Consider the following 25,166-nt stretch of genomic DNA (forward strand, 5'->3'; position numbering starts at 1 on the left):
ACCCTTGTGTCAGGCGCGTCACGGGAAGGTGAGAGATCGGGAAGTGATCTTATCTGGGCACCAAGTTCTTTGTACAATTTTCGTCAAAGAGCCTGACAAATCAAGATTGGTGATGTATTGCCGTAAAAATATTCATTTTACTTATTTGCTCTCGCCTCCCAACTAATAGTCATTCCAATGACTCTCTGTGGAGGCCAAAATGGCACATTCGACACCTGTACCTTTGAGTCCGGCAATTCGTCCCGGAGTACTGATTGCGATCCTGCTGACGGGCGCAATCGGTTTCGCGCTTGGGCAAAACTGGCCACCGAGAACCTTGCCCCAGGAAACACAGATCATCACCGCGCCCGAGGATTGGCACGGTAACGTCAGGCGATCTCACTGGTCGAAATAGCACTTAGTTTGCGCCCATCAACTGTGCGTCGAACGGATACTTGGTCAGGTTTTCGTAGCCGTCTTCTGTAATCAGCACCTGATCTTCCAGCTTGATTGAGAAGTCGCCACCTACCTCACCGACCGCCGCTTCGACGCACAGCACCATTCCAGGTTCAAGCGGGTAGTCATAGGCCCCTTCCACCGCCTTGTCTGGATAAGCCACCAAAGGCCATTCGTCGCACAATCCCACGCCATGCATCAGGCAACCATATTTCTGTGCCTGGAATTTGTCGTCCAGCCGGTGTGCATTTGCGGTCAGTTCTGGGATCATGACGCCCGGTTTCAGCATTTCCATATTGGTCATGATATGCTCGTGCGCGTGCTGCATTGCATAAATCATGTCAGGCTGTGGCTTTTGATCGCCGATCCACCATGTGCGCGAAATGTCGATGCAAATGCCGTATGATCCAATCAGGTCGGTATCGAATGCGATGATCTCGTTCTGTCTCGTGATACGTGGGCCACATTCCTGAAACCATGGATTGGTACGCTGGCCTGAAGCCAGAAGCCGAGTTTCGATCCACTCGCCTCCGCGTCGAATATTTTCAGCATGTAAAACGGCCCAGATGTCATCCTCCGACGTCTTACCATCCCCGACATTGGCACGTGCGAACCGCTCCATTTCAGCGACGGCGGTTTCACAGGCGTGGCTGGCACAGCGCATGGCGAGGATTTCGTCGGGGCTTTTAACAGCGCGGGTTTTCTCGGTGAGCTCTTCCCCTTCCATAACTTGAAACCCTTGCGCCTCGAGCGCGCGTAGGCCGTGCAACATGATCTTGTCTACACCAAGTCGCTTATTTCCGCCGCCATGTTCCTCGATCAACACGCGCACTTCATTCGAGAACACATCCGCCGCGATATCGATTTTGTCGCCCCGGTCGAAGTAGAACAAATCCGCACCCGAGCGTTGCTCGCGCACAAGCGGGTTGAACTTCGACAGGAAAGGAGAGTTTTTGTAGTCCCAGATGACCATATAGCCATCTGCGCAAACCAACACCGCCCGGAACGGATTGTGAGTGTTCCAAAGCTGCATATTGGTGCTGTCGGTCGCGTAGCGAATGTTGAGGGGGTCAAACAACAAGACACCACCCCAGCCACGTTTCACAATGGCTTGGGTTAATCGCGACCAGCGGTATTCCCGCATCCGTTCGAGATTGGGCAGGCTCAGCCCTGCGGCCGTCCATTCATCAAAGGCCAGCTGTGTCGGTCCGATTTCGATCCGATCATTGTCATTTGGGGTTCCATCGCCGAGAGTGGTGCCCCTGGTGGGATCAATCTTACGGGTGTCGCGATAGGGTGTGTTCACGGGCGGGCCTTTCTGCTTGCCAACCCAGCCTGCAAAGCCAAAGACGATACGTCTCGAAAGTTTGCGACTGTCTAGAAGTCGCTTTTTGACCGGCAAAGCCAGTTTGGGATGCTATGCCTCAGTCATGACGGAGATATTGCAGCATTCCATCCCCCACAATCCGCTTGCCACAAACCCGCTACCTGGGATCAAGCCGGCTGATCCTAACAACTGGTTGCACCAGGACGATGCCTTTGCGGCTCAGATGCAACGGCGGACAGATTTGTTGGAAGAGCGGATGTTAGATGTTCTGGCCCAGAGCCCCGAAGCATTGAAGCCCGCGCAGGAGTTGCTTGAATTGGTTCTCGGGCAAGCTTACCCGGATGCTTCCGATCAAGTAGTTAGGCCAGACGGGATCAAAATCGAAATTGATTGGGACCACCCGTTGGAAACGCTTTGCCAATTGGTACAGGAAGATTTCTGCATATTGCAGAAGCACGGAGATGAGCATGTACTGACAGGCGCGATCCTGTGCTTTCCTGCAAGCTGGATGTTGTCCGAAAAATTCATGCGCCCACTGACCGGAATTCATGAACCCGTGGATGTCTACGACGCAAACATAGCACGTAGGGTTCAGCGTTTGTTTGATGGGATTCAACCGAACCGTCCGCTGTGGCGGTTTAATGCGCTTTGGTATCATGACGCTGAACTGTTCCAGCCACGCAGTATGGCGCAAAGACGTGCGCCACAGAACGAAAACACCGCCCGGTATCTGCGCAGCGAACGACAAACTCTCTTGCGTCTACCACAAACAGGCGCGGTGGTATTTGCCATCCATACATACGTGATGATGGCAGAGCAGATCTTAGAACTGGAAAACCCCGCCTGATGGCGGGGCTTCCAAGGAGGGTCTTGGGTCGTTTGGTTACATGCCTAGGGCGTTTGCGACCTCGCCAAAAGCATTTGTAAGGTTCAGGCCGAAAATCGCGGTTGTAAATGCCAACACCTGAGTGTTGAGGCGAAAGTCCTCACCGCGGATCAGATTGACAGCCGCCAAGGAAACGGCAACCGGGGCAGATATGCTGGCAATCGCGCCTGTCATGCCCCAACTAGTCAGCCTAAGGATATCGCTTGGGCGATCGGTTTCCTCAGCGCTGTCCTGAGAAAGGTTTGCCGACGGCGACGGATCGGTTTCAGTGCGAAACGCGATACTGAGGAGTTGGTCATCGCTCAGCTTTATTGGGCGCGGCTTGCTCTGGGTTTTGGTATCCAATTGCACTGGATTGGGATCGGGCAAGTCGAGCCCGGCAAATGGACCGCTGATCGCTTCGAAAATCTGTTTACGATTTCGGGAATTGCGGGGGCTGATCGAGTCGAACGCGCTCATGAATTGTTCAATCGTCAGCACTGTATTGGGCGATAACCATTCAACCCGCCGGGTCGTACAGATATCGACCATGCGGTAAAGCATCACAACCAGCATCAGCTCTGAAATTTCGCTATCATCAAGCAGCTTTGAAACTGGACAAATTGTAATCGTCAACCGGTTGTCTGGGGGGGCTACGACACGACGCGTCTTGGTTCTGAGACCCGCAGTTTTATCCATCCGTTCATGGTGGCTGTGTTCAACTGCCTTGGATTCTGAATCAAGGGTCAGACGCACAAGATACTGGCTGCAGACGATGCTTGCCTCGGACGCGCTGAGAAGCGTCTTGCGCTCGACCAGATGGCCATAATCCGCGAGTGTGGTGGATACGACATCGCAAACGCGTTCAAGTGCGCCATCCGCAGAGCCGTCGAACTGGAGACCGCCGTGGTACATATGCTTCGAAGTCACAGCATGTTCCTTTGCCGTAATAATCTTCACAACAATGTAGCAACCGAAATGGTGCAAATTTTGACGAAAATGCAAAAAAGTCAGAGATTTCCATCATTGATTACACTTTGGAAACCAAGAAAAACGCGGTTTTCTTTAATATATGTGGCGAGAATGTGGCTGAAATCGGATCTGCCAGGCCAGATAAGTTGGTCGACTCAACCGTCGATTCGAGCGGCCATAATAGCGATGGATTGCTGATAAACAGTGGCGGCATTCCACTGTTGGATAACCGCAAAATTCGGCTCGCCGGATTGGTAGCCGCGTCCTGGCTTCCACCCTTTCTTACGTAAGAAATTTGCAGTTGAGGCAAGAGCGTCGGTCATGTTGTAGAAATCGACCCGACCATCACCCGTTGCGTCCACGCCATAGGTCAAAGCATTGCCAGGCAAAAATTGCGTATGACCCAGCTCGCCATGTTTTGCCCCTTTTGTCGCCATCGTGACGCTTCCTTGATCGACCAATTTTAACGCACCAATGGCATGCGGGACAAAGAACTCGGATCGGCGACAATCATAAGCCAATGTTGTGATTGCGGAAACAACCTGGCTGTCGCCCATGAAGTTACCAAAGCCGGTTTCCATGCCGTGGATGGCAATCAGAACACCCGCGGGCACGCCATATTGGCGCTCCAGAGCAGCGTAGAATTGCGGGTTTCGCGCCTTACGCTTACGTCCCTGAGCGACGATGGTATTCGCTCCGCGAATTTTCATGAACTTGTCCAGCGAGTATTTGAAGCTTTTTTGATTGCGATCAGCTGCAATGGTGCGGGTCGCGTATTGGGTCTGCGCCAATGCCTGCAGGCCTTTCTTTTTCACGCCCGCACGCTTGGCCGTTTTGGCGAAGTCGGCTTTCCAAGCCTCAAATCCGCTACTTGTATTACCGCATGGGGCCGTGAACACCATCGAGGGCATGAGAATAGCGATAGCAACGCAGGTGCAAATTCTAAGCATGAAGGAAATCCGATTGCAGAATAACTGCTTCAGCCTAAGCTTTGATCGCTGTCGGGCAAAGCGGTTTAATACAGATCAAGTTCACCTGTGGTTTTTAGGGTTTCAAACCACTCGTCCGGGGTTTTATCGATCTTGGCATGTTTGACCATCATCGCGTTCATATTGGGCAGATGCGAAGAATCCGGCCATTCCCCTGGCTGCCACAGGTTTGAACGGATGATGCATTTGGGGCAATGCGCAAAGACGGTGTCGACATGGATCAACAATGCCAATTTGGGCGGGTGACCTCCTACAGCCATGGTAGAAAGAAGTTCAGGATCCGCACAAATCCTAGCGGTGCCGCGAAGCCGCAGCGTTTCCATTTTTCCGGGGACGAAGAAGATCAAACTAACGCGCGGGTCCTTCAGAACGTTGTGAAAGGTATCTACGCGCTTGTTCCCGGGGCGGTCGGGCAGGGCGATCAGCGTGTCAGAAATGATGAATGTAAACCCTGCCGGGTCCCCGCGTGGAGAAATATCTAGATAGCCGGACGGGTTCGCCGACGCGATGAGGCAGAAAGGTGAGGTTGCGATAAAGTCACGGCACATCTGGTCCAGCGCCGGAAGTTCTTTGTCGATGATCTGAGGCAGGGGGTGCCCGCAAATCTGTTCGAGTTCGGCTTCTGAGGTCACGAGATTTGCGAACTCTGAAAAAGGTGAAGCATCGACGGGCATGCGCGTTCCTCCTTTGGTGCTGGTTCAACGAGTTTGGAAGATCGCGCCAAACGAAACAAGGGCGCCCCGAAGGGCGCCCTTATGACAGTCCGATATGCTATTGGATCAACAGCTGTAGTACATGCCGTACTCAACCGGGTGCGGCGTGTGCTCGTAGGTTTCGACCTCTTCCATCTTCAATTCGATGTAGCCGTCGATTTGGTCTTTTGTGAACACGTCGCCCTGCAGCAGGAAGTCGTGATCGGATGCCAGAGCTTCCAGAGCCTCACGCAGCGATCCGCAAACGGTCGGGATGTCGGCCAGTTCTTCGGCGGGCAGATCGTACAGGTTCTTGTCCATGGCTTCGCCCGGATCGATCTTGTTCTTGATGCCGTCCAGACCGGCCATCAGCAGCGCAGCAAACGCCAGGTAGGGGTTTGCGGCGGGATCGGGGAAGCGAGCCTCAACCCGTTTGGCTTTCGGGCTTTCGGTCCACGGAATACGTACACAGCCCGAGCGGTTGCGGGCCGAGTAGGCGCGCAGAACAGGGGCCTCAAAGCCTGGGATCAGACGCTTGTAGCTGTTGGTCGCCGGGTTGGTGAAGGCGTTCAGCGTTTTGGCGTGCTTCAGAACGCCACCGATGAACCACAACGCTTCATCCGACAGATCAGCATATTTGTCGCCTGCAAAGAGCGGCTTGCCGTCTTTCCAGATCGACATGTTCACGTGCATGCCGGTGCCGTTATCACCTGCGATGGGCTTCGGCATGAAGGTGGCCGATTTGCCGTAGGCGTGGGCGACGTTGTGGATCACGTATTTGTACTTCTGCAGCTCGTCGGCCTGTTTGGTCAGGCTGTCAAAGATCAGACCAAGCTCGTGCTGGCACGAGGCGACTTCGTGGTGGTGTTTGTCGACCTTCATACCCAAACGCTTCATGGTGCTGAGCATCTCGGAACGCAGATCCTGGCTCTCGTCCACCGGGTTCACGGGGAAGTAACCGCCTTTGACCCCGGGACGATGGCCCATGTTGCCCATCTCGTATTCTGTGTCAGTGTTCCACGATGCATCAGTTGCATCAACTTCGTAAGATACCTTGTTGATACTGTTAGAGAAACGAACATCGTCGAACAGGAAGAATTCGGCCTCAGGGCCCATATAGGCCACATCACCGATACCGGACGCCTTCAGGTAGGCTTCGGCTTTTTGCGCGGTGCCGCGCGGGTCACGCTCATAGGCTTCGCCGGTATCGGGCTCGACAACCGAGCAGTGCAGGCAGATGGTCTTTTCCGCATAGAACGGATCGACATATGCGCTGTCTGTATCGGGCATCAGCTTCATGTCGGATGCTTCGATCGACTTCCAGCCTGCGATGGACGATCCGTCGAACATGAAGCCTTCTTCCAGAAAGTCTTCGTCGACCTGATCGGACATGATGGTTACGTGCTGAAGCTTGCCGCGCGGGTCGGTAAAGCGGATGTCGACATATTCGGCGTCCTCATCCCGGATCAGCTGAAGAACTGCGTCCTTGCTCATACTCTCTATTCCTCTGATTTGAGATTAGTCGGTTACAGCGCGTCCGAGCCGGTTTCACCGGTGCGGATGCGGATAGCTTGTTCAACGGGCGAGACAAAGATTTTGCCGTCGCCGATCTTGTCTGTCTTGGCTGCGCCAACGATGGCTTCGATGGCGGCGTCAACCTGATCGTCGTCCAGCACCACCTCGACCTTTACCTTGGGCAGAAAGTCGACCACGTATTCAGCGCCGCGATAGAGCTCGGTGTGACCTTTCTGACGGCCAAAGCCCTTGACTTCGATCACGCTGAGGCCCTGTACGCCCACGTCCTGCAGCGCTTCTTTCACTTCGTCCAGCTTGAACGGCTTGATGATCGCTTCGATCTTTTTCATTCCGGCTCACCTTGCATGGTTGTCTTGAAGGCACTGATCACGTCTAAGATTGGGCGGCAATCTGATTGCTGTGTTGCACGCTGCCAGAGACAGTGAAAGCTATCAATGGATCAAATTTTGATCGCAGTGCACAAAAAGTAATCAAATTTGAATCGCCTGAGGGGCCAGAGATGACGAAACTGCTGACCGCTGCGCAAATGCGCCTCATCGAGACCACCGCGATTGGTCTTGGGCAGGCGACGGGTCTTGAGTTGATGGAGCGCGCAGGACAAGGCGTTGTGGCCGCGATTTTTGAGGAATGGCCAGACTTAGCGAAATCCGGTGGTCGCGCGGTGATATTAAGTGGCCCGGGCAACAATGGCGGAGACGGCTTTGTGGTCGCGCGGTTGCTGCAAAGGCAGGGGTGGCAAGTCGAAGTGTTGCTCTATGGTGACCCTGCCAAATTGCCACCAGATGCGCGCGTGAACTATGAACGGTGGGAAGGAAGGGCGCTTGGCGTGGCTGATTTTGGTAAGGCTGAAATTCAGCATCCTGACCTTTCCATTGATGCATTGTTTGGCACCGGATTGACGCGACCAATCGAAGATCCGGTTTTGTGGGAATACCTATGGGCGCATGATGATGCGGAAGACGCATGGGAAATGCGCAGGCAAGGTCGTGGAACCGATATCGTACCACCACGAACAGTCGCAATTGATCTGCCTTCAGGTCTCTGCTCGGATTCAGGCAAAGTTATTGGGGGCGCCTTTGCACAGCATGGTCGCCGTTGCGCACGGTCCGCCCTGACCGTTTCATTCCACGCGCGAAAGCTTGGGCATGTTCTGAGCGAGGGTTCATCTTATTGCGGTCGGTTGGTCGTGAAAGATATCGGATTGAATCGGGATGAGGGAGAGATTGAGGCAGCAACTTCTGTCGAAGCGCCATCTGGCACTCATCTCAACAAAAGTGAGCACAGCCATAAGTACTCGCACGGTCATGCGGTTGTCCTGTCGGGCGGCGTCGGCAAAACCGGGGCCGCACGTTTGGCAGCCCGAGCGGCGCTGCGGATAGGGGCGGGGTTGGTGACACTGGGTGCGCCACCTGCCGCGCAAATGGAGATCGCGAGCCAGATCACCGCTCTGATGCTGAAGCGGGTTGATGGGGTAGGGGACTTACTTGAAACTCTGCAGGATGAGCGGTTTAACGCATTGTGCCTTGGACCGGGCCTGGGGGAAACGCGATCTCGGGAATTGGTGCCGGTTGCACTAAGCGCAGCCCGGCCGACTGTGTTGGATGCGGATGCCTTGTCAGCCTTTGCCGAAGAACCGGCGGCGCTATTAGAACTGCTGCATGAAAGATGCGTGCTGACGCCGCATACAGGAGAGTTCGCGCGTTTGTTCCCGGATATCGCAGAAAAGCTGAATGAAGTGCCCGCCAAGGGTCCGGCATTCTCTAAGGTTGATGCGGCTCGTGAGGCGGCGGTGCGAGCTGGATGTTGTGTACTGGTGAAGGGGCCTGACACGGTCATTGCCACGCTGGACGGGCGGTGCTCGGTCAATTCTGCACATTACAACCGGGCGGCCCCCTGGCTCGCAACGGCCGGATCGGGCGATACGTTGGCCGGCTTCATCACCGGATTGCTTGCCCGTGGGTTCGAGCCAATGCAAGCGGCAGAAACGGCGGCCTGGCTGCATGTTGAGTGCGCCCGGAACTTTGGGCCAGGCTTGATCGCCGAAGATTTAGCCGAGCAGTTGCCCGCCGTATTGCAACAGATTGAAGTATAAATGGATCGGCGGTAAATGGCCGATCGCAGCCCAAAGCGGCGAATTTATGCCGCTGCGTCCCGCCAGTTGCATAGCGGCTGTTTGCAGTATGCAACGATCGGCGTCACAATTTTCTTGCATGGTTATTAGAGTCGCCTCTGGGACTCGATCAATGAATTGAAATTAATGCAGAATTCTTGCCTTCGACGCAGATACCTGTGGCGATAAAGCAATGAATGCTGAACTTGAGCCGGGTGTCATTGGAAATGCAGGAACCGATGAGCATTTGAGCAGTATCAAACTTAAAGAACCATCTACGGTGAATGACATGACAGTGAATTGTAAACTGACTTCCTTAGCAGCAGCTTTTGCTGCAACAACCGCAATACCTGCCGCCGCCGAACTTAAATATGAAAACAACACAGGTGGTTATGTGTTGCTATACGGGCAGCTGCACCCTGCGTTGATCTCGGTCGATGACGGAGAAGACACCGAGACCCGCGTGCTGGACAACGACCTTTCTAATAGCCGGGTCGGACTTGAGCTGTTACAGCCTTTTGGGAACAACGATTTCACATTCCGGCTGGAAACCGGATTGGGACTTCCGAATTCAAGCGAGTGGAACCAGCTAGGCACTGATTTCAGCGGTTGGACTCGCGAAGACATCCGGCATGTAGATTTCGCTCTGGCGGGTGACTGGGGTAAATTCTCTGCTGGTCAGGGCAGCATGGTGGCGGACGGTGCTGCCGAAGTGGACCTGTCCTATGTCGGGACCGCGCTGTATTCTTTCACGAATGACGAGAACGGCGGTTTTTTCTATCGCGGTACTGACGGTTTCCTCAGCGATATTACCGTAGGCGATTCCAGCAGCAACTTTGACGGCGCGCGTCGTGGCCGTGTTCGTTATGATACACCCGAGTTCAGTGGATTCACCGCTGGGCTGGCATATGGTCAGAACATCCTGTCCAGCGGCGATGACGATGACTATTATGATGTTGGCCTCAGATACAACAACACCTTCGGTGGCGGGGTCGAGTTCGCTGCAGCCATTGCTTATTCGGTTCGTTCGGCTGACGATGGATCAGGGGATCGCAAGGATACGATCGGTTCCGCGTCCGTTCTGCTGCAGAGTGGGTTGAGTTTCACCGTCGCTGCGGGCACGCGCGACAATGATGCGGACGGTGCGTCTGATCCGAACTACTTCTATGGGAAGATCGCGTATGAAGATCAGTGGGTCTCCTGGGGCAAAACCGGTATCGGGATCGACTACTATTCGGGTTCGGACTTCGTGGATGACGGGTCCAGCACAGACGCTTGGGGCATCGCTGTCGTTCAGCGTATCGACAGCATCAATACAGATGCCTACCTGAAATACCGCAATCACGACTTTGAAGATGGCGCTTCGTTCGACAACAACGAAGCCTGGGTGTTGGGCGCCCGCTGGAAGTTCTGAGCTCTTAACTCAGTAATGATCAAACGCTCTGGCCTGCGCCGGGGCGTTTTTTCGTCTGTGATATGGGCAAAACGGGGCTGAAAAGGCCTTTGCCTCTTGCACGCAGGCGGCAGGGCAAATAGAAGGCGTCAAATTTGCCCGGCGCGCCCGTTTTGCGCGCCCCGAATCCTATGGGGACTACCATAATGCAGGTTACCGAGACGCTGAATGAAGGTCTGAAACGCGGGTACAACATAGTTGTGACCGCTGCCGAGCTGGACAACAAGGTCAACGAAAAGCTGACCGAAGCGCAGCCCGAAGTCGAGATGAAGGGCTTCCGTAAAGGTAAGGTGCCGATGGCGCTGCTGAAGAAGCAGTTTGGCCAGCGCTTGCTTGGCGAAGCGATGCAGGAAACCATCGACGGTGCGATGAATAAGCACTTTGAGGACAGCGGCGAGCGTCCTGCACTGCAGCCCGAGGTCAAGATGACCAATGAAGACTGGAAAGAAGGCGATGACGTAGAAGTTGCTATGTCCTACGAAGCACTGCCCGAAATTCCAGAGGTTGACCTGAAATCGGTCGAGCTGGAGAAGCTGGTTGTCAAAGCTGATGACGCAGCCGTGGAAGAAGCGCTGAACAACCTGGCCGAAACCGCCCAGAACTTCAAAGCGCGTCGCAAGGGTTCGAAAGCGAAAGATGGCGATCAGATCGTGTTCGACTTTGTTGGCAAGGTTGATGGCGAAGAGTTCGAAGGTGGTTCGGCTGAAGATTACCCGCTGGTTTTGGGCTCGAACAGCTTCATCCCTGGCTTTGAGGAGCAGTTGGTTGGCGTAAAAGCCGAGGAAGAAAAAGACGTGAACGTCACCTTCCCGGAAGAATACGGTGCCGAGCATCTGGCCGGTAAAGACGCCGTATTCACCTGCACCATCAAAGAAGTGAAAGAACCGGTTGCAGCCGAGGTTGACGACGAACTGGCAAAGAAATTTGGTGCCGATGATCTGGCTGCTTTGAAAGAGCAGATTGGTGAGCGCCTGGAAGCGGAATATGCCGGTGCGTCGCGTGCGGTTATGAAGCGCGCGCTATTGGACGTGCTGGACGAGAAAGTTTCGTTCGATCTGCCGCCCTCGTTGGTGGAAGCCGAAGCCAAACAGATTGCACATCAGCTGTGGCACGAAGAGAACCCTGAAGTTGAAGGCCACGATCATGATCCGATCGAGCCCACCGACGAGCACAACAAACTGGCCGAGCGCCGCGTGCGTCTGGGCCTGTTGCTGGCAGAGCTGGGCCAGAAGGCCGAAGTCGAAGTGACCGATGCCGAGATGACTCAGGCGATCATGAACCAGGCACGTCAGTACCCAGGTCAGGAACGTCAGTTCTTTGAGTTCGTGCAGCAGAACGCTCAGATGCAGCAGCAATTGCGGGCGCCGATCTTTGAAGACAAGGTTGTCGACTACATCGTCGAGCTGGCTCAGGTCGCAGACAAAGAAGTCAGCAAAGAAGACCTGCAAAAAGCCGTTGAGGCACTGGAAGAGGAATAATCCTCTTCCTTCTCCCAGCCTGGGGCCACAAAAAAGCGGAGCCGTCTGGAAATTGGACGGCTCCGCATGGGTGGCTTTGTACTATGAGGTGAGGGGGTCAGGCCTCATGAGCAAAAGCACGGGGGGTCTGTAACAAAGCGGTCTTTTGCTCTGGGGTGAATGTATCGGTCAGCGCTTCGATCAGTTTCAGCACTGCCTGTCTTTCCACTTCCGTCTTGGCCGCACTCATCTGTTCGACAAAATACTTCTCAAGATCGGTGAGCGGTTTGTGGTCGCGGTTTGCCGGGTTGGCAGTCGCTGCCTTTTTTGCCTCGAAGAACTCCAATGCCTTTTCTTCTTCGATAAAGACATCGTGGTGGATGTCAGCAAATTCTCGAAGGCCCGAAATCCTTTCTTCCGAGCAATCCAGCAGGGCCGCCATCGCCGGCACTTTGCCCATCGGTACTGTTTCGCCAACATAATCGTAGGGCGCACAGTTCGAGCGTTTGAGGACGCGGTTCATGACCGGGTCGATGACGGTGATGATGTCTTGAATACCCGCGCTGCGGCAATATTCCAGTGATCCAATCATCAACTCACAAGTCGCATATGAGACCGAGTTTTTCTCTTTTCCTCGAGTCAAACGCTGCGTATCGACACAGAAGCGGGTCGATTCCCACATGGTCGCACTGCGCATTGGTGCTTCGCCGCATAAGATATCCGAGAACACATCCGAAAGCATGTGTGGGCCAGTGGTCTGGAGTGCACGTACTGCGGCCACGACGTTCCCCTCATCGTCGAGACCGATTACATATGCAGGATCCAGATGATCGAATTGATCGATTTCTTTCCCATCTTGGATGTTAACGTCCCAACCAAGTCGCCCGCCAAATACCCGAGCGCGCAGTTCGAACATATCGTCAAGAACTTCGGTGAACAGATGTCTGTTCAGCCCATCAACTACCAAAATCATGTTAACCCCCTTCGAGTGATCTGTCTGTGGATAAGACGTTACTCGGTTTCCACAGCGAATCTATTGGGGGTTTCCCGTAATATTGGCTTTTTTTAGCCCAATTTTGGCAAGATTTGGCTTTACCCTGGGTAGATTAAGCCGATTCCGATGGCGCGACCGACGGCCTGCGGAGTCGTCAGTGCATTAAGCTTTTCGCGAGAAGAGCGCAAGTGCACCTCAACCGTACGGTGCGATATCGACAGAATATCGCCGATATCCTGCTGTGATTTGCCTGCTGCGGCCCATTGCAAAATCTCCAACTCGCGGCTGGAGAGGGTCGGGTGGTACAGCATTCGGCTGATTGTATCCGACGTCATGACGTTGTCATGAATGTGTACGGCCAAAGATTGCAGGTCACTTATCACGTTGGGCACCAGTTTCTTCCACTCTTCCCGGCTGCATTCACGCACGGCGCTGAGCAGGCCGATATCTCCGTACGGCCCGCGCACAGGAATCGTAATGCCCTGATCTGGAATGCCAAAATCATGTGCATCACGAAAAACGCGCTGGAAATCTTTGCCCCGTTCAAGACGACTCCAATCTACGGGCGCGATGCTACGTTGACTCATGTGCAACGTCGGATCGATCAGATGCAGACCTTGTTCTTGATAATGAGCTTTCCAGTCATCGCTATAGGTCACATGGCCGTGGATGGTTCCTGCGGCAGGGTTCATGCCAGCATAGGCGGCATGGTCCATTTCGTATTTGTCACAGACTTGGCGCAGGAACTCGTCATACCGAGTATCCTGTTCTGGAAGGGTGCTGAGATCAACAATATCCATACGGCAACGACCAGCTAGACCCGAGTGAGCGGGCGGATCCCTTTTTCCAGGAAAAAAGATACTGTCTTCCCTGACGTCAACAAGGACACCACATTTCCCACATCATGACAAGAAGCTAGGGGAAACGTCTGCCTTTTAAAGGGAAATGTGCCATTGGTGCACATCTTTATGGCGTCCTTTGCTTAGGTCAATGTCAGATTTGTGGTGCCCATTCCGAAGTTTATCGGGTGTTTGAGTGGTTATGCGCATACTTTACGAGGTGAATGCGCATTAATAACGTCTATTTTGTGGCGGAAACTAGACCGGTTTCAACTAGCATACCCCTCTTCTTAGCTTCGGGGTAATACCCTTTCGCATAGAGAAAAATAGCGCGCTGTTGATCGCCGTCCGACAATAGCCAGGCGCCGCGTAGGTATTTACCTGCAAATTCCAGATTTGTATCTGCGTCCAGCAATCCCTGGGCATTACCAGCATAGCCCATAGATCGCGCGGTCGCAGGCAGGATTTGCAGCAGCCCATAGTAGGGGCGGTTCACCGCCCAGGGGCGATGTGTGCTTTCGCGGATGGCAAGTTTGTGCACCAACTCTCGTGGAAGCTCATAGTGATCGGCCCATTTGTTGATCGAGGCACGCAGTTCCGGCGTCTCATTGGGATAGAGGGGCGGGTCGGAGGTGTCGGTGCCACCTGAAGCGTTTGGGCCACCACAGGCGGCAAGTGGCGCAATGAGCAACAAGGTCAAAATGCTGCGGCGAAGGAGAGGGGTCATATAAATGCTCCTGATATCGAAGGGCGATGATATGAAACCTTCGCCGGTCCGCAAGTCTAGACGATCAATCGGGCTAAATCTTGCTGGTGGCGATAAGAAAACAAAAAAGGCCGCACATAAGTGCGGCCCTTTGGATTCGTAGAAACAGCCGGATCAGGCTTTGGCTTCGTCTTCTTCAGCCGGAGCTTCTTCGGCGACCAACTCATCGTCATCCGACGCGGCCGAGCCGATGTCGTCAAAGAGTTCAGCGATTTCGAATTCAGCGGCGGCTTCTTCTTCAGCAGCCAGTTCCTGAATCGATTTACCCGATGCCTGCAGTTCGGCTTCTTCTTCCGAACGGGCAACGTTCATCTTGATCTCTACTTCAACCTCGGGGTGCAGTTTGACTGCCAGCGAGTGAAGACCAAGTTCTTTGATCGGGGCGATCAGAACAATCTGTTTCTTGTCGACGGTGAAGCCTGCGTCGGTCGCAGCGTCTGCGGCGTCACGCGGGGTGACCGAACCGTACAGAGCGCCGGCATCTGACGCCGAGCGAATCACGATGAACTGCTGACCGTCCAGCTTTTCAGCCAGCGCTTCAGCTTCTTTCTTGGTTTCCAGGTTGCGTGCTTCAAGCTGCGCTTTCTGGGCCTCGAACGATGCGATGTTCGATTCGGATGCGCTCAATGCTTTGCCCTGAGGCAGCAGGAAGTTGCGGGCGTAGCCGGGCTTGACGTCAACGACGTCGCCCATCTGACCCAGTTTCGCAACGCGTTCCAGAAGGATAACTTGCATGTCAGTCTCTCCTTACTTCACGGCGTAGGGCAGCAGGGCGAGGAAGCGGGCGCGCTTGATAGCACGGGCCAGTTCACGCTGCTTTTTCGCCGAAACGGCGGTGATGCGCGAAGGTACGATCTTGCCGCGCTCTGAGATGTAGCGCTGCAGCAGACGGGTGTCTTTGTAGTCGATTTTCGGCGCGTTCTCACCCGAGAACGGGCAGACCTTGCGGCGGCGGAAAAATGGTTTTGCGGCCATGGGTTATGTCCTTTCCTCAGGCGTTGATCAGCGGCGCTCGCGGCGGCCTTCGCGCTCATCGCGCTTTTGCATCTGGACCGAGGGGCCCTCGTTGTGCTCGTCGACCTTGATGGTCAGAACGCGCATAACGTCGTCATGCAAGCGCATCAGGCGTTCCATTTCCTGAACCGCGCCCGAAGGGGCATCGGTTTTCAGAAAGGCATAGTGGCCTTTGCGGTTCTTGTTGATCTTATAAGCCATCGTCTTAACGCCCCAGTACTCGCTGTCGACGACGTTGCCGCCGTTATCAGCCAGAACGGTGCCGAAATGTTCGACAAGGCTTTCTGCCTGCGCGTTGGACAGATCCTGACGCGCGATCATTACATGCTCATACAGTGGCATGTGCACTCCTGTTTATATCAAGGCGCATTTCAAAGGCGGGGTCATTGGTCCTTCGCGACCCTGCCACGAGAGGCTGCGCGATTCATAACCTTTGCGAAGGATGGCCCCGTATACACGTTTGCGCGGTCGGGGCAAGCCCTGCCATGGATGCCTTGGTGAAGTCGCCCAATTTCCTTTGGTGTGCCCAATTCCTGACGCTTTTCGCCCCGAGGTTGTTCATGAAGACCGGAGTACCCGGCAGTTTGGAAAAATTAGACAGGGCAAAACAATGGCCGTCATGAACACAAACACTTTTGAACAATCTGCGTCTCGCGCAGCATTTGAGAAATCAGTTCCCGTTCTGATTACCTTCGCGCCTAACTGGCGCGCACGGATCGTTCTTATGCGTGTCGTAGGTGCTTTTCTGATCCTCTCGGCATTTTCAATGTGGCTTATGCCTGGCTCTGTTATGGGGGCCGAAGTTTGGCCGATCAAACTAGCCGCATCGATGATGTTCCTAATTGTTGGCGTCAGCCTGCTGACCATCGAGGTCATGGATTCACGCCCAGATGCCTATTTCGACCCGATCCGCCGCGAGGTCCGCATTCTGCAAAAGAATGAAAACGGCCGCCCGCAAACGGTTCTGCGCCGCAGCTATGACTCGCTGGGTGGTGCACGGTTTGCAGATGATCAGGTTGAATTGTTCGACGTGGATGGCAGCCTGCTGATGAAACTGCCGCTAGAGTCGGCGGATGTCAGCTCAGCGCTGAAAGGTCAACTCAGCCAAAACGTAACAATTTTCGCCTGAATTTTATTCTGTTCAAAAAGGAACAGATTCTGTGAATCAAAAAAACTTGTGTGCTGCCCTTGGGCAGCACATTTTTGTTGGTGAGCAACCCACCCGGTTTGCGACAACACCATTGCGGAGATTGTTATGAAATCCACCCTTCTTGCCGCTGCTCTGGCCGTTTCGGCCACGACTGCTTTTGCCAGCGCAGAAAAATACACGCTGGACTCCAGCCACAGCCAGGTTCTTTTCAGCTATAATCACCTTGGCTTTTCTACCACTTACGGCATGTTCTCGGGCTTTGAGGGCGAGATCATGTTCGATCAGGAAGATCCCGCCGCTTCCAGCGTGACCGTATCGATGCCGGTCGTCGAGATGATCACCGGCTGGAAACCTCGCGAAGATCACTTCATGACCGAAGATTTCTTTGGCGTGACCGAGGGCGACCTGATCACGTTTACCTCTACCGGTATTGAAGTTACCGGCGAAAACACTGCCAACATCACGGGCGATCTGACCATGAACGGTGTTACGAAATCGGTCGTACTGGACGCCAAGCTGAACCAAGTGGGCGAACACCCAATGGCGGGCAAACCCTGGGCCGGTTTTGACGCCACCACAACACTGGTGCGCAGCGAGTTCGATCTTGGCCAGTTTGCACCCTTCGTCAGCGACGAAGTCGAGGTTCGCATTTCGGTAGAGGCCCAGAAGGCCGACTGATCCGACGTTGACGAACTCTATTACCGCCGGAGGCAACCCTCCGGCGGTTTTTTCATTCCTGGTCGCGCTCTGCCGTCAATTCAACTGTGACAGCGACAGTGAAGCCTAACGAATCTTCAGTGGGTTGCGATGTGCCGACGTTGAAATTCATGCGGTTGAGCTCCAGACTGCCGGACATGGTCGCTTCGTCGTCCGCAATCTCTAGGGTGAACGGCAGAACAACATCAACCGATTTATCCCGGATCGTCAGAGGCCCACGTGCTTCGTAGCCTGTTTCTGTTTTGAAAAGATCAGCTTTGAATTGAGCGGTGGGAAATGTCTTGCTGTCGAAGAAATCCGCACCCATCGCCTGATCGGTGACCGTACCAAGACTGAGTGATCCGATCGCAATGGTCACATCGACCGATCCCGCCAGTCCCGGTTCGGTGGGGTCCTCGAACGCAATCGCCGCAGTCCAGTCGGCGAATTCACCGGTCACCGGGCTCCCCAACTGGGAAATCGTGATCGACAGGGTGCCTTCCTCAACCTCCCACTCTGATTGGACATCTTCAAGCTCTGCAGTGTCCACCGAGGCTTTGCCGTGGTCGTCAAACTCGCCAGTGGCCCAGCCGACGACGAGCACCGCAGCCCATATTGCCAAAGCGGCAAACGCGGGTACGGTCGAATGGTGCTGTGCTGGTGGCTGTGGCGCCTCGGACCGACCCGGCAGCATGCGGCGCAGAGTGCTGTCTCTGTCCACGACATGGTGTTTCAACGCGCCCGCGATATGTAGCAAGAGCGATCCGGCCAGGACCAAGATGAATAACCAATGAAAGGCGGCGGTTAGCTCGGCGAGAAATGCCGATTTTGGAACAAACGGCAGGTTCTGACCGAACGGCCAGAGAATTGGAGCAAAGCCTTCGGCGGCGGCGTGGTGGATCCAGCCACTGAGTGGAACTAATATCAGCGAACCGTAAAGTAACCAGTGCACGGTTTCAGCGGCAAAGGCCTCGGGCTTGTTATCGGCGTTGAGCAGACCGGGTTTTGTTTGGTTTAGAGCCCAGAGGATTCGTGCCAGAGCCACGAAGAACACGGTGACCCCGACGGTCTTATGCAACGAAAATAGCCGGGCCGCGCGGGCGATATCCTCCTCGGTCGTTTGGATGTTTGGATCATATATCGCGTGGGCCAGCTCATTCGCGAACCAGCCCAATGGCAGAGCCGTCAGGATCAGCAGTGCAGTCAACCAATGAAATGCTTTGGTTACACCACCATAGCTGGACTGGGTATTTGTCAGGGGCATTGTTTAGCTCTCCGCATTTCTGGGTTGCGGGTAAGTTAAAGGGATGCTGTGCGGACACAAGGCGGAGAAATGCACAGTCAAGGTGTCCTGATGCAGAACGCATGCAACGCTTGTGCAGCGTCGTCAGTCAGTTTACACCCCGCCGCAATCTAACGTCATCCATGAGGTTGCAATGACACGCGCATTCGTTTTCCCGGGGCAGGGCGCCCAGACCATCGGAATGGGCAAAGCACTGGCCGACGCCTATCCCGCCGCGCGCGCCATTTTCGATGAGGTCGATGAGGCCTTGGGCGAAAAGCTGAGCGATCTGATCTGGGAAGGCGATATTGCTGAATTGACGCTGACGCAAAATGCCCAGCCTGCGTTGATGGCGACATCGATGGCAGCGATGCGTGCACTGGAGGCTGAAGGGGCGTCAATCTCGATGGCGTCCTATGTGGCGGGACACTCGCTGGGTGAATACTCGGCTTTGGCCGCTGCCGGTGCTTTGTCGGTTGCTGATACCGCACGGCTGTTGCGGACGCGCGGACAGGCGATGCAAAGCGCTGTACCAGTAGGTGAAGGCGCAATGGCCGCAGTCCTGGGTCTGGACCTAGAAGCAGTGCGTCTGGTGGCCGAAGAGGCCGCGCAGGGAGAAGTTTGTCAGGCTGCCAATGACAACGATCCGACTCAGGTCGTCGTCTCGGGTGCAAAGGCCGCTGTTGAACGCGCTGCCGAGATTGCCAAGGAAAAAGGTGCCAAACGCGCGATTATGTTGCCTGTAAGTGCTCCATTTCACTGTGCGCTGATGCAACCTGCTGCAGATGTAATGGCAGACGCTCTGGCTGCCGTGGAAATCAAGGCACCCGCCGTGCCGTTGGTCGCGAATGTTCGGGCCGATGCTGTGACCGATCCGGATGTGATCCGACAGCTGCTGGTGGAACAGGTCACCGGTTCGGTTCGGTGGCGCGAGAGCGTGCAGTACATGGTCGCACAGGGTGTGACCGAGGTGTGGGAGATCGGCGCGGGTAAAGCTTTGTCTGGCATGATCCGCAAGATTGATCGTGCGCTGTCCTGCACGGCGGTTGGATCGCCTGAAGACGTACAAAAAGCCGTTAACCCCGGCGCATGAACAAAGGACAGCCGCCGGTTACAGCGGCCAGAGAGGGAACATAGATGTTTGATTTGACAGGTAAGAATGCGCTGATCACTGGCGCTTCGGGTGGCATTGGCGGCGATATTGCCCGCGCGCTGTACGACGCTGGTGCCACGGTAGGCCTATCCGGAACGCGCGTGGAGCCTTTGCAAGCCTTGGCCGAGAGCCTCGGTGAACGCGCGCATGTCCTGCCTTGTAACCTGAGCGATCCCGAAGCCGTCGAGGCCCTGCCGAAACAGGCGGCTGAGGCGATGGGCTCGGTTGATATTCTGGTCAACAACGCAGGCATCACGCGCGACAACCTGTTCATGCGCATGTCGGATGAAGAATGGCAGAGCGTGATCGACGTGAACATGACCGCCACGATGAAGCTGTGCAAAGGTGTGATCCGCGGCATGATGAAGGCGCGCTGGGGCCGGATCGTGAATGTCTCGTCGGTTGTTGCGGCAATCGGGAACCCGGGTCAGGCGAACTATGCTGCTTCCAAAGCGGGCATGATCGGCTTTTCCAAGGCGCTGGCGCATGAAGTTGCAACCCGTGGGATCACCGTGAACGCGGTTGCGCCGGGCTTCATCACCACCGCGATGACCGAGAAGCTGACAGATGAGCAAAAGAAGGGTCTGCTGCTCAAGGTTCCAGCCGGTCGTATGGGTGATCCGCAGGAAATCGCAGCCGCTGTGTTGTATCTCGCAAGCCCCGAAGCAGGTTATGTTACCGGAAGCACCTTGCATGTGAATGGCGGTATGGCCATGTTGTAGTCGCAATTCGGGGCGGATGCGAAAGCGTTTGCCTTGTGCGTAGTCTGTGTTATAGGCGGCGCATATGCGCAGGAACCGGTCCAAGGGCCGGTTCTCTGATTTCCCGGGGACCCGGGACCCAAACCGCCCGGAAAGGGCAAAACCAGTCCATCCCGAACGGGCAAGGGCAGAACCGGGCGGACAGCCCTGAAATGAAATGAGGAATAGACATGAGCGACGTCGCAGATCGCGTAAAGAAGATCGTTGTTGAGCACCTGGGTGTTGAAGAGGACAAGGTTGCTGAAAACGCCTCGTTCATCGACGATCTGGGCGCAGACAGCCTGGACACCGTTGAGCTGGTAATGGCGTTCGAAGAAGAGTTCGGCATCGAGATTCCGGACGACGCTGCCGAGACCATCCAGACCTTTGGCGACGCGGTCAAATTCATCAGCGAAGCTTCCTAAGCTTATCGTTCTAAGACAAAAGCGGCGCTTCCGGGCAACGGAAGCGCCGTTTTTTTGTGCCTGACGTAATTCGCGCTTGCCTTGATCTGTTGAGAATTCGCAATCTGGCGCTTGAGGCAAAAAATGAGCGGGTAAGGGCATGATAAGATCCATCCCGATGATCAATACTGCGCGTCTGACCTTGTGTGCGATGCGCCCGGAGGATTTCAACCGTTTCGCCGAGATCTGGCGTGATCCGAAAGTTGTGCGACATATCGGTGGCACCCCGAAGACGCGTGGCGAGGCCTGGGATTCCTTCCTGCGCAACGCTGGCCACTGGCAGATGACTGGTTTCGGTCAATGGGGTGTGTTGCTGCAATCGAATCGCACTCTGATTGGGCAGGCCGGGTTCTTTTTCGGCAACCGCGAGCTCGGAGAAGATTTTGATGGCTTCCCCGAAGCAGGATGGGTTCTGGACCCAGAGTTGCAAGGGCAGGGGTACGGGCACGAAGCCGCCCAAGCCGCGCATGACTGGTTCGACCGCGTCATACCTGGCCCGCTTGTCGCGCTGATTGATGCCGACCACGCAGCGTCTCAGCGACTGGCTGAGAAGTTGGGCTACAAGTTGCTGCGTGAGGCAGAGTACCTCGACACGGCGGTTCATTTGTTTCGTCGTGATGGACCCCCGGCGCGGGTCTGAAACGCTTATACTTGAGCAATGCCGCAAACGGCATTTACTTTGCCGATCCCGGGAAAAGATGGGAGGGGCGGCGGAGATATGGTATCGTGGTATTGCCATTTGAGTGAGCGGAGGAAAAGGCTCATGAGAATTTATCCCACGATGGAACTACAGAACGGTCGCTGTGTGACGCTGGACAAGGGGCGTCTGGATGACGCGATGATCTGGCATGTGAATCCGGTAGAGACCGCGCGAAGCTGGTCGGCTGCAGGCGCAGCATGGATGCAACTGACGGACTTCGATGCCATCGAAGGACGTGACACCAATGCAGAGCTGGTTGAAGAGATCATTCGTTCGTCCGAAATGTCCGTGCAGTTGGCCGGTGGCATGCGGACGCGCGAGCAGGTTGAATATTGGATCAACAAAGGCGCTGGACGAATCGTAATCGGGACGTTGGCGGCCTGGGACCCTCAATTGGTTAAAGAACTGGCTAAGCTGTATCCTGATCAGATCGTATTGGCAGTTGATGTCTGGCAAGGCCAGGTGATGACCGAAGGTTGGCGAAGCCAGAGCGCCTTTACACCGGAAGCGTTCATTGAAGCATTTGCAGATACACCATTTGCGGCCATTTTGGTCACTGACATCGATAGCGACATGGAAGATGTCGAGGCGCAGCTGGGGCTGATCTCGGGTCTCGCCGAGAAATCACGCACACCGATCATTGCAAGCGGCGTCGTCCGTACTGCAGATGATATTTCGCGCCTTGCCTATATATCGAATATTTCAGGTGCAATCGTTGGTCGCGCACTGTTCCGCAAAACAGTTGATTTGTCCGAAGCGTTGGAAGTTGCAAAATCGGCGCACGAGCCGGTCGCTGAATTCCAGTAGACATAGCGCAACAAAAAACCCGGCCGTTATATGCTTGATGTCGGTCGGGTTTTCACTTTTTCACGCATTTTAGATTACATGGCAGAGTTTTGAACGATTTCCGGTTTGGGGATGCCGAGCCAGATTCTGCCGTTGCTCTTGCCCCCGCACCCCGGGCCGGGGTATGAGCGGTTCTCATAACAGGAAGCAGGCAAGAGGCACTTCATGCGCAGAGTCGTCGTAACCGGTCTTGGATTGGTCACTCCTTTGGCCAGTGGGGTTGAGGAAACATGGTCGCGGCTGCTGGACGGCGAGTCCGGTGCAGGCCCGATCACACATTTCGACGCTGAGGCAAGCGGGGTCACCACGACCTATGCCTGCGAAGTGCCGCGCGGAGATGGCACCGACGGGACGTTCAATCCCGATGATTGGATGCCACCGAAAGAGCAGCGCAAGATTGAGGATTTCATCCTCTATTCGATCGCGGCTGCCGAGATGGCCTGCAAGGATGCCAATTGGCTGCCCGAGGACGAAGAAGACCGCCTGCGCACGGGCGTTCTGATCGGTTCGGGTATTGGCGGGCTTGGGTCGATTGCCAACACAGCAAATCTGATCCGTGACAAGGGTCCGCGTCGAGTGTCACCGTTCTTTATTCCGGGCGCGCTGATCAATCTGGCCTCGGGTCAGGTATCGATCCGGCATGGTTTCAAAGGGCCGAACCACTCGGTCGTGACCGCGTGCTCGACCGGTGCCCATGCGATCGGCGACGCTAGCCGTATCATCCGCGCCGGAGATGCAGATGTGATGATCGCGGGCGGCGGCGAGGGCTGCATCTGCGAAATCGGTATCGCAGGCTTCAACGCCTGCAAAGCCTTGTCGACCAAATATGCCGATGACCCGAAGAAGGCGAGCCGCCCCTATGATATTGACCGCGACGGTTTCGTCATGGGTGAGGGCGCTGGTATCGTGGTTCTTGAGGATTACGAACACGCTAAAGCTCGTGGTGCGAAAATTTACGCGGAGGTGCTGGGTTACGGTATGTCCGGCGACGCCTACCACATCACTGCTCCGTCTGAGGATGGCGACGGGGCCGAACGCTCGATGAAAGCAGCGCTGCGCAGCGCGGGGCTTGAGCCGAAGGACCTAGACTACATCAACGCGCATGGCACTTCGACCATGGCGGATACGATTGAATTGGGCGCGGTCGAGCGCCTGCTGGGGGATCACGCCAGCAACGCGACCATGACCTCGACCAAATCGGCCACCGGTCATCTGCTGGGCGCTGCTGGCGCGATTGAGGCAATCTTCTCGATCCTTGCGATCCGCGATCAGGTCGCCCCGCCGACCATCAATCTGGACAACCCGGCGGTTGAAACTCCGATCGATCTGGCCCCGAATGCCAAGCGCGAGCGTGAGATCAATGTGGCCTTGTCAAACTCGTTCGGATTTGGCGGCACCAACGCAAGTGTGATCTTCGGAAAGGTCAGCTAAATGTGGCGAGCGCTCGCTTCGAACGCGTTGACTATTCTGATCGTTGGCCTGTTCCTGATGGGTGGCGTCATCCTGTGGGGGCAGTCGCAGTACAAGTCCGAAGGTCCCCTAGAAACTGCGATCTGCCTGCAGGTAAAGCCGGGCTCTAACATGACAAGAGTCAGCCGTGATCTAGAGGATCAGGGTGCGATCAGCAGCGGATTGATTTTCCGCTTAGCTGCTGATTACGCAGACAAATCTCAGCAGCTGAAAGCGGGTAGTTTTCTGGTTCGCGAAGGCGCGTCGATGGAACAAATCGTCGACGACATAACCCATAGCGGCGCCAGCACCTGCGGGACCGAAATCGAATACCGCATCGGTGTGACCCGTATGCAGACCCGCGTGCGCGAACTGAACCCGGCGACGCTGGATTTCGACGAAGTCGCATCCTTCGTAGTCGGTGAAGAGGAAGCGCCTGAAGCCTATGCAGAAAAACGCAGCGAAGCGGATACGCGCTATCGCATTTCTCTGGCCGAAGGCGTCACCAGTTGGCAGATTGTCGAGTCGCTGAAAGCGATGGATTTGCTGACCGGTGAAGTGGCCGAATTGCCTGCCGAAGGGATGTTGGCCCCTGATAGCTACGAGGTCAGACCCGGTGAAGATCGGAATGCAATTCTTGCTGAAATGCAGGAAAAACAGCAGCTTAGAATTAATGCGGCGTGGGAGGGGCGTCAGGACGGTTTGCCTTTGAACAGCCCTGAAGAGATGCTGGTTCTGGCTTCGATCATCGAAAAAGAAACGGGTCAACCGGAAGAGCGCGGCCAAGTGGCCAGCGTTTTCGTTAATCGTCTGAACCAAGGTATGAGGCTGCAGACTGACCCGACCGTGATCTATGGCGTGACCAAGGGGCAGGGCACCTTGGGTCGCGGATTGCGGCAAAGCGAACTGCGCCGCGCGACGCCTTGGAACACCTATGTCATCGAGGGGTTACCGCCCACCCCGATCGCCAATCCGGGTCTTGCGAGCCTTGAGGCTGCGGTGGCACCTGACAACACGGATTTCATCTTCTTCGTTGCAGACGGGACCGGTGGTCATGCCTTTGCAGAGACCCTGCAAGAGCACAATCGCAACGTCGCAAAGTGGCGCGAGATCGAGGCAGAGCGAAATTCAGGGAACTGATCTGATCGTCCGACTTGTACAGGTTTGAAACGGCATGTTGTCCGACTTGTACAGCATGAATTCATAGCCCCAATAAAGAAACGGCCCGGTCATTCGA

The 25,166-nt window shown here is 55.2% G+C and carries 27 protein-coding genes; 14 read left to right on the plus strand and 13 right to left on the minus strand.

Annotated features, from left to right (window positions below):
• The first annotated feature begins 199 nt into the window (after window positions 1-199).
• The gene (locus ACR0JR_RS08365; protein ID WP_480455785.1) at window positions 200-394 is read left to right on the plus strand and encodes a hypothetical protein; all 195 of its coding nucleotides are present in this window, start codon (window positions 200-202) and stop codon (window positions 392-394) included.
• A gap of 3 nt (window positions 395-397) precedes the next feature.
• Here ACR0JR_RS08365 and dddP read toward each other — a convergent pair whose 3' ends face one another.
• The gene (gene dddP / locus ACR0JR_RS08370; protein ID WP_480455787.1) at window positions 398-1,741 is read right to left on the minus strand and encodes a dimethylsulfonioproprionate lyase DddP; all 1,344 of its coding nucleotides are present in this window, start codon (window positions 1,739-1,741) and stop codon (window positions 398-400) included.
• 124 nt (window positions 1,742-1,865) lie between these two features.
• Here dddP and ACR0JR_RS08375 point away from each other — a divergent pair, with 124 nt between their 5' ends.
• On the plus strand, window positions 1,866-2,609 hold the full coding sequence (locus ACR0JR_RS08375; RefSeq protein WP_480455789.1) for a heme-dependent oxidative N-demethylase family protein: 744 nt from the start codon (window positions 1,866-1,868) through the stop codon (window positions 2,607-2,609).
• Between the two features lie 36 nt (window positions 2,610-2,645).
• Here ACR0JR_RS08375 and ACR0JR_RS08380 read toward each other — a convergent pair whose 3' ends face one another.
• The 5 genes from ACR0JR_RS08380 to ACR0JR_RS08400 form a co-directional block, all read right to left on the minus strand.
• A complete protein-coding gene (locus tag ACR0JR_RS08380) occupies window positions 2,646-3,587 on the minus strand; it encodes a hypothetical protein (protein WP_480455791.1) in 942 nt (313 codons plus the stop codon).
• Between the two features lie 167 nt (window positions 3,588-3,754).
• Complete coding sequence (locus ACR0JR_RS08385) at window positions 3,755-4,549, minus strand: lytic murein transglycosylase (RefSeq protein WP_480455792.1); 795 nt, start codon at window positions 4,547-4,549, stop codon at window positions 3,755-3,757.
• A 65-nt stretch (window positions 4,550-4,614) separates the two neighbouring features.
• Entirely contained in the window at window positions 4,615-5,262 is a 648-nt protein-coding gene (locus tag ACR0JR_RS08390) for an MSMEG_1061 family FMN-dependent PPOX-type flavoprotein (RefSeq protein ID WP_480455794.1), read from the minus strand.
• Window positions 5,263-5,367: 105 nt separating this feature from the next.
• Window positions 5,368-6,774 (minus strand): type I glutamate--ammonia ligase, encoded by a 1,407-nt coding sequence (glnA, locus tag ACR0JR_RS08395; RefSeq protein ID WP_170472262.1) that lies wholly within the window; start codon window positions 6,772-6,774, stop codon window positions 5,368-5,370.
• A gap of 32 nt (window positions 6,775-6,806) precedes the next feature.
• The gene (locus ACR0JR_RS08400; RefSeq protein WP_074734010.1) at window positions 6,807-7,145 is read right to left on the minus strand and encodes a P-II family nitrogen regulator; all 339 of its coding nucleotides are present in this window, start codon (window positions 7,143-7,145) and stop codon (window positions 6,807-6,809) included.
• A 170-nt stretch (window positions 7,146-7,315) separates the two neighbouring features.
• Between ACR0JR_RS08400 and ACR0JR_RS08405 the strand changes: the two genes are divergently transcribed.
• From ACR0JR_RS08405 to tig, 3 genes are all read left to right on the plus strand, one after another.
• Window positions 7,316-8,908, plus strand: a complete 1,593-nt coding sequence (locus ACR0JR_RS08405; RefSeq protein WP_480455796.1) for an NAD(P)H-hydrate dehydratase — start codon at window positions 7,316-7,318, stop codon at window positions 8,906-8,908.
• Between the two features lie 211 nt (window positions 8,909-9,119).
• Window positions 9,120-10,340, plus strand: coding sequence for a porin (locus ACR0JR_RS08410; RefSeq protein ID WP_480455798.1), 1,221 nt, complete (start codon window positions 9,120-9,122; stop codon window positions 10,338-10,340).
• Between the two features lie 185 nt (window positions 10,341-10,525).
• Window positions 10,526-11,857 (plus strand): trigger factor, encoded by a 1,332-nt coding sequence (tig, locus tag ACR0JR_RS08415; protein WP_480455816.1) that lies wholly within the window; start codon window positions 10,526-10,528, stop codon window positions 11,855-11,857.
• Window positions 11,858-11,954: 97 nt separating this feature from the next.
• Here tig and ACR0JR_RS08420 read toward each other — a convergent pair whose 3' ends face one another.
• The 6 genes from ACR0JR_RS08420 to rpsF all read right to left on the minus strand — a co-directional run bounded on the left by ACR0JR_RS08420 (window position 11,955) and on the right by rpsF (window position 15,791).
• Window positions 11,955-12,809 carry an acyl-homoserine-lactone synthase gene (locus ACR0JR_RS08420; protein ID WP_480455800.1) on the minus strand — a complete coding sequence of 285 codons (855 nt, stop codon included), beginning with the start codon at window positions 12,807-12,809 and terminating at the stop codon, window positions 11,955-11,957.
• A gap of 119 nt (window positions 12,810-12,928) precedes the next feature.
• Complete coding sequence (locus tag ACR0JR_RS08425) at window positions 12,929-13,630, minus strand: autoinducer binding domain-containing protein (RefSeq protein WP_010442079.1); 702 nt, start codon at window positions 13,628-13,630, stop codon at window positions 12,929-12,931.
• 280 nt (window positions 13,631-13,910) lie between these two features.
• Window positions 13,911-14,396 (minus strand): transglycosylase SLT domain-containing protein, encoded by a 486-nt coding sequence (locus ACR0JR_RS08430; protein WP_480455802.1) that lies wholly within the window; start codon window positions 14,394-14,396, stop codon window positions 13,911-13,913.
• Between the two features lie 153 nt (window positions 14,397-14,549).
• On the minus strand, window positions 14,550-15,170 hold the full coding sequence (gene rplI / locus ACR0JR_RS08435) for a 50S ribosomal protein L9 (protein WP_010442081.1): 621 nt from the start codon (window positions 15,168-15,170) through the stop codon (window positions 14,550-14,552).
• Between the two features lie 12 nt (window positions 15,171-15,182).
• Window positions 15,183-15,410, minus strand: a complete 228-nt coding sequence (gene rpsR, locus ACR0JR_RS08440) for a 30S ribosomal protein S18 (RefSeq protein ID WP_005608650.1) — start codon at window positions 15,408-15,410, stop codon at window positions 15,183-15,185.
• A gap of 27 nt (window positions 15,411-15,437) precedes the next feature.
• A complete protein-coding gene (rpsF, locus tag ACR0JR_RS08445) occupies window positions 15,438-15,791 on the minus strand; it encodes a 30S ribosomal protein S6 (RefSeq protein ID WP_029622013.1) in 354 nt (117 codons plus the stop codon).
• 277 nt (window positions 15,792-16,068) lie between these two features.
• On the opposite strand from rpsF, the gene ACR0JR_RS08450 reads away from it, so the two are divergent.
• A complete protein-coding gene (locus ACR0JR_RS08450; protein ID WP_480455804.1) occupies window positions 16,069-16,578 on the plus strand; it encodes a hypothetical protein in 510 nt (169 codons plus the stop codon).
• Between the two features lie 126 nt (window positions 16,579-16,704).
• Complete coding sequence (locus ACR0JR_RS08455) at window positions 16,705-17,277, plus strand: YceI family protein (RefSeq protein ID WP_170779883.1); 573 nt, start codon at window positions 16,705-16,707, stop codon at window positions 17,275-17,277.
• A 52-nt stretch (window positions 17,278-17,329) separates the two neighbouring features.
• Here the strand turns inward: ACR0JR_RS08455 and ACR0JR_RS08460 are convergent, their stop codons facing one another.
• Window positions 17,330-18,559, minus strand: coding sequence for a cytochrome b/b6 domain-containing protein (locus ACR0JR_RS08460; RefSeq protein ID WP_170773183.1), 1,230 nt, complete (start codon window positions 18,557-18,559; stop codon window positions 17,330-17,332).
• Between the two features lie 172 nt (window positions 18,560-18,731).
• Here ACR0JR_RS08460 and fabD point away from each other — a divergent pair, with 172 nt between their 5' ends.
• The 7 genes from fabD (at window position 18,732) to mltG (ending at window position 25,069) form a co-directional block, all read left to right on the plus strand.
• Window positions 18,732-19,670: an ACP S-malonyltransferase gene (gene fabD / locus ACR0JR_RS08465; RefSeq protein ID WP_170472247.1), complete on the plus strand. Its 939-nt coding sequence runs from the start codon at window positions 18,732-18,734 to the stop codon at window positions 19,668-19,670.
• A 44-nt stretch (window positions 19,671-19,714) separates the two neighbouring features.
• Complete coding sequence (fabG, locus tag ACR0JR_RS08470) at window positions 19,715-20,452, plus strand: 3-oxoacyl-[acyl-carrier-protein] reductase (protein WP_170585173.1); 738 nt, start codon at window positions 19,715-19,717, stop codon at window positions 20,450-20,452.
• A 209-nt stretch (window positions 20,453-20,661) separates the two neighbouring features.
• On the plus strand, window positions 20,662-20,895 hold the full coding sequence (locus ACR0JR_RS08475) for an acyl carrier protein (protein ID WP_008756330.1): 234 nt from the start codon (window positions 20,662-20,664) through the stop codon (window positions 20,893-20,895).
• Window positions 20,896-21,034: 139 nt separating this feature from the next.
• Window positions 21,035-21,574, plus strand: a complete 540-nt coding sequence (locus ACR0JR_RS08480) for a GNAT family N-acetyltransferase (protein WP_170779888.1) — start codon at window positions 21,035-21,037, stop codon at window positions 21,572-21,574.
• A 123-nt stretch (window positions 21,575-21,697) separates the two neighbouring features.
• Window positions 21,698-22,441: a 1-(5-phosphoribosyl)-5-[(5-phosphoribosylamino)methylideneamino]imidazole-4-carboxamide isomerase gene (locus tag ACR0JR_RS08485; protein ID WP_010442089.1), complete on the plus strand. Its 744-nt coding sequence runs from the start codon at window positions 21,698-21,700 to the stop codon at window positions 22,439-22,441.
• 204 nt (window positions 22,442-22,645) lie between these two features.
• Window positions 22,646-23,911, plus strand: a complete 1,266-nt coding sequence (gene fabF / locus ACR0JR_RS08490) for a beta-ketoacyl-ACP synthase II (protein ID WP_170540584.1) — start codon at window positions 22,646-22,648, stop codon at window positions 23,909-23,911.
• Window positions 23,912-25,069, plus strand: coding sequence for an endolytic transglycosylase MltG (mltG, locus tag ACR0JR_RS08495; RefSeq protein ID WP_170773193.1), 1,158 nt, complete (start codon window positions 23,912-23,914; stop codon window positions 25,067-25,069).
• The last annotated feature ends 97 nt before the right edge of the window (window positions 25,070-25,166 follow it).

Source organism: Ruegeria sp. AA3 (assembly GCF_056542905.1).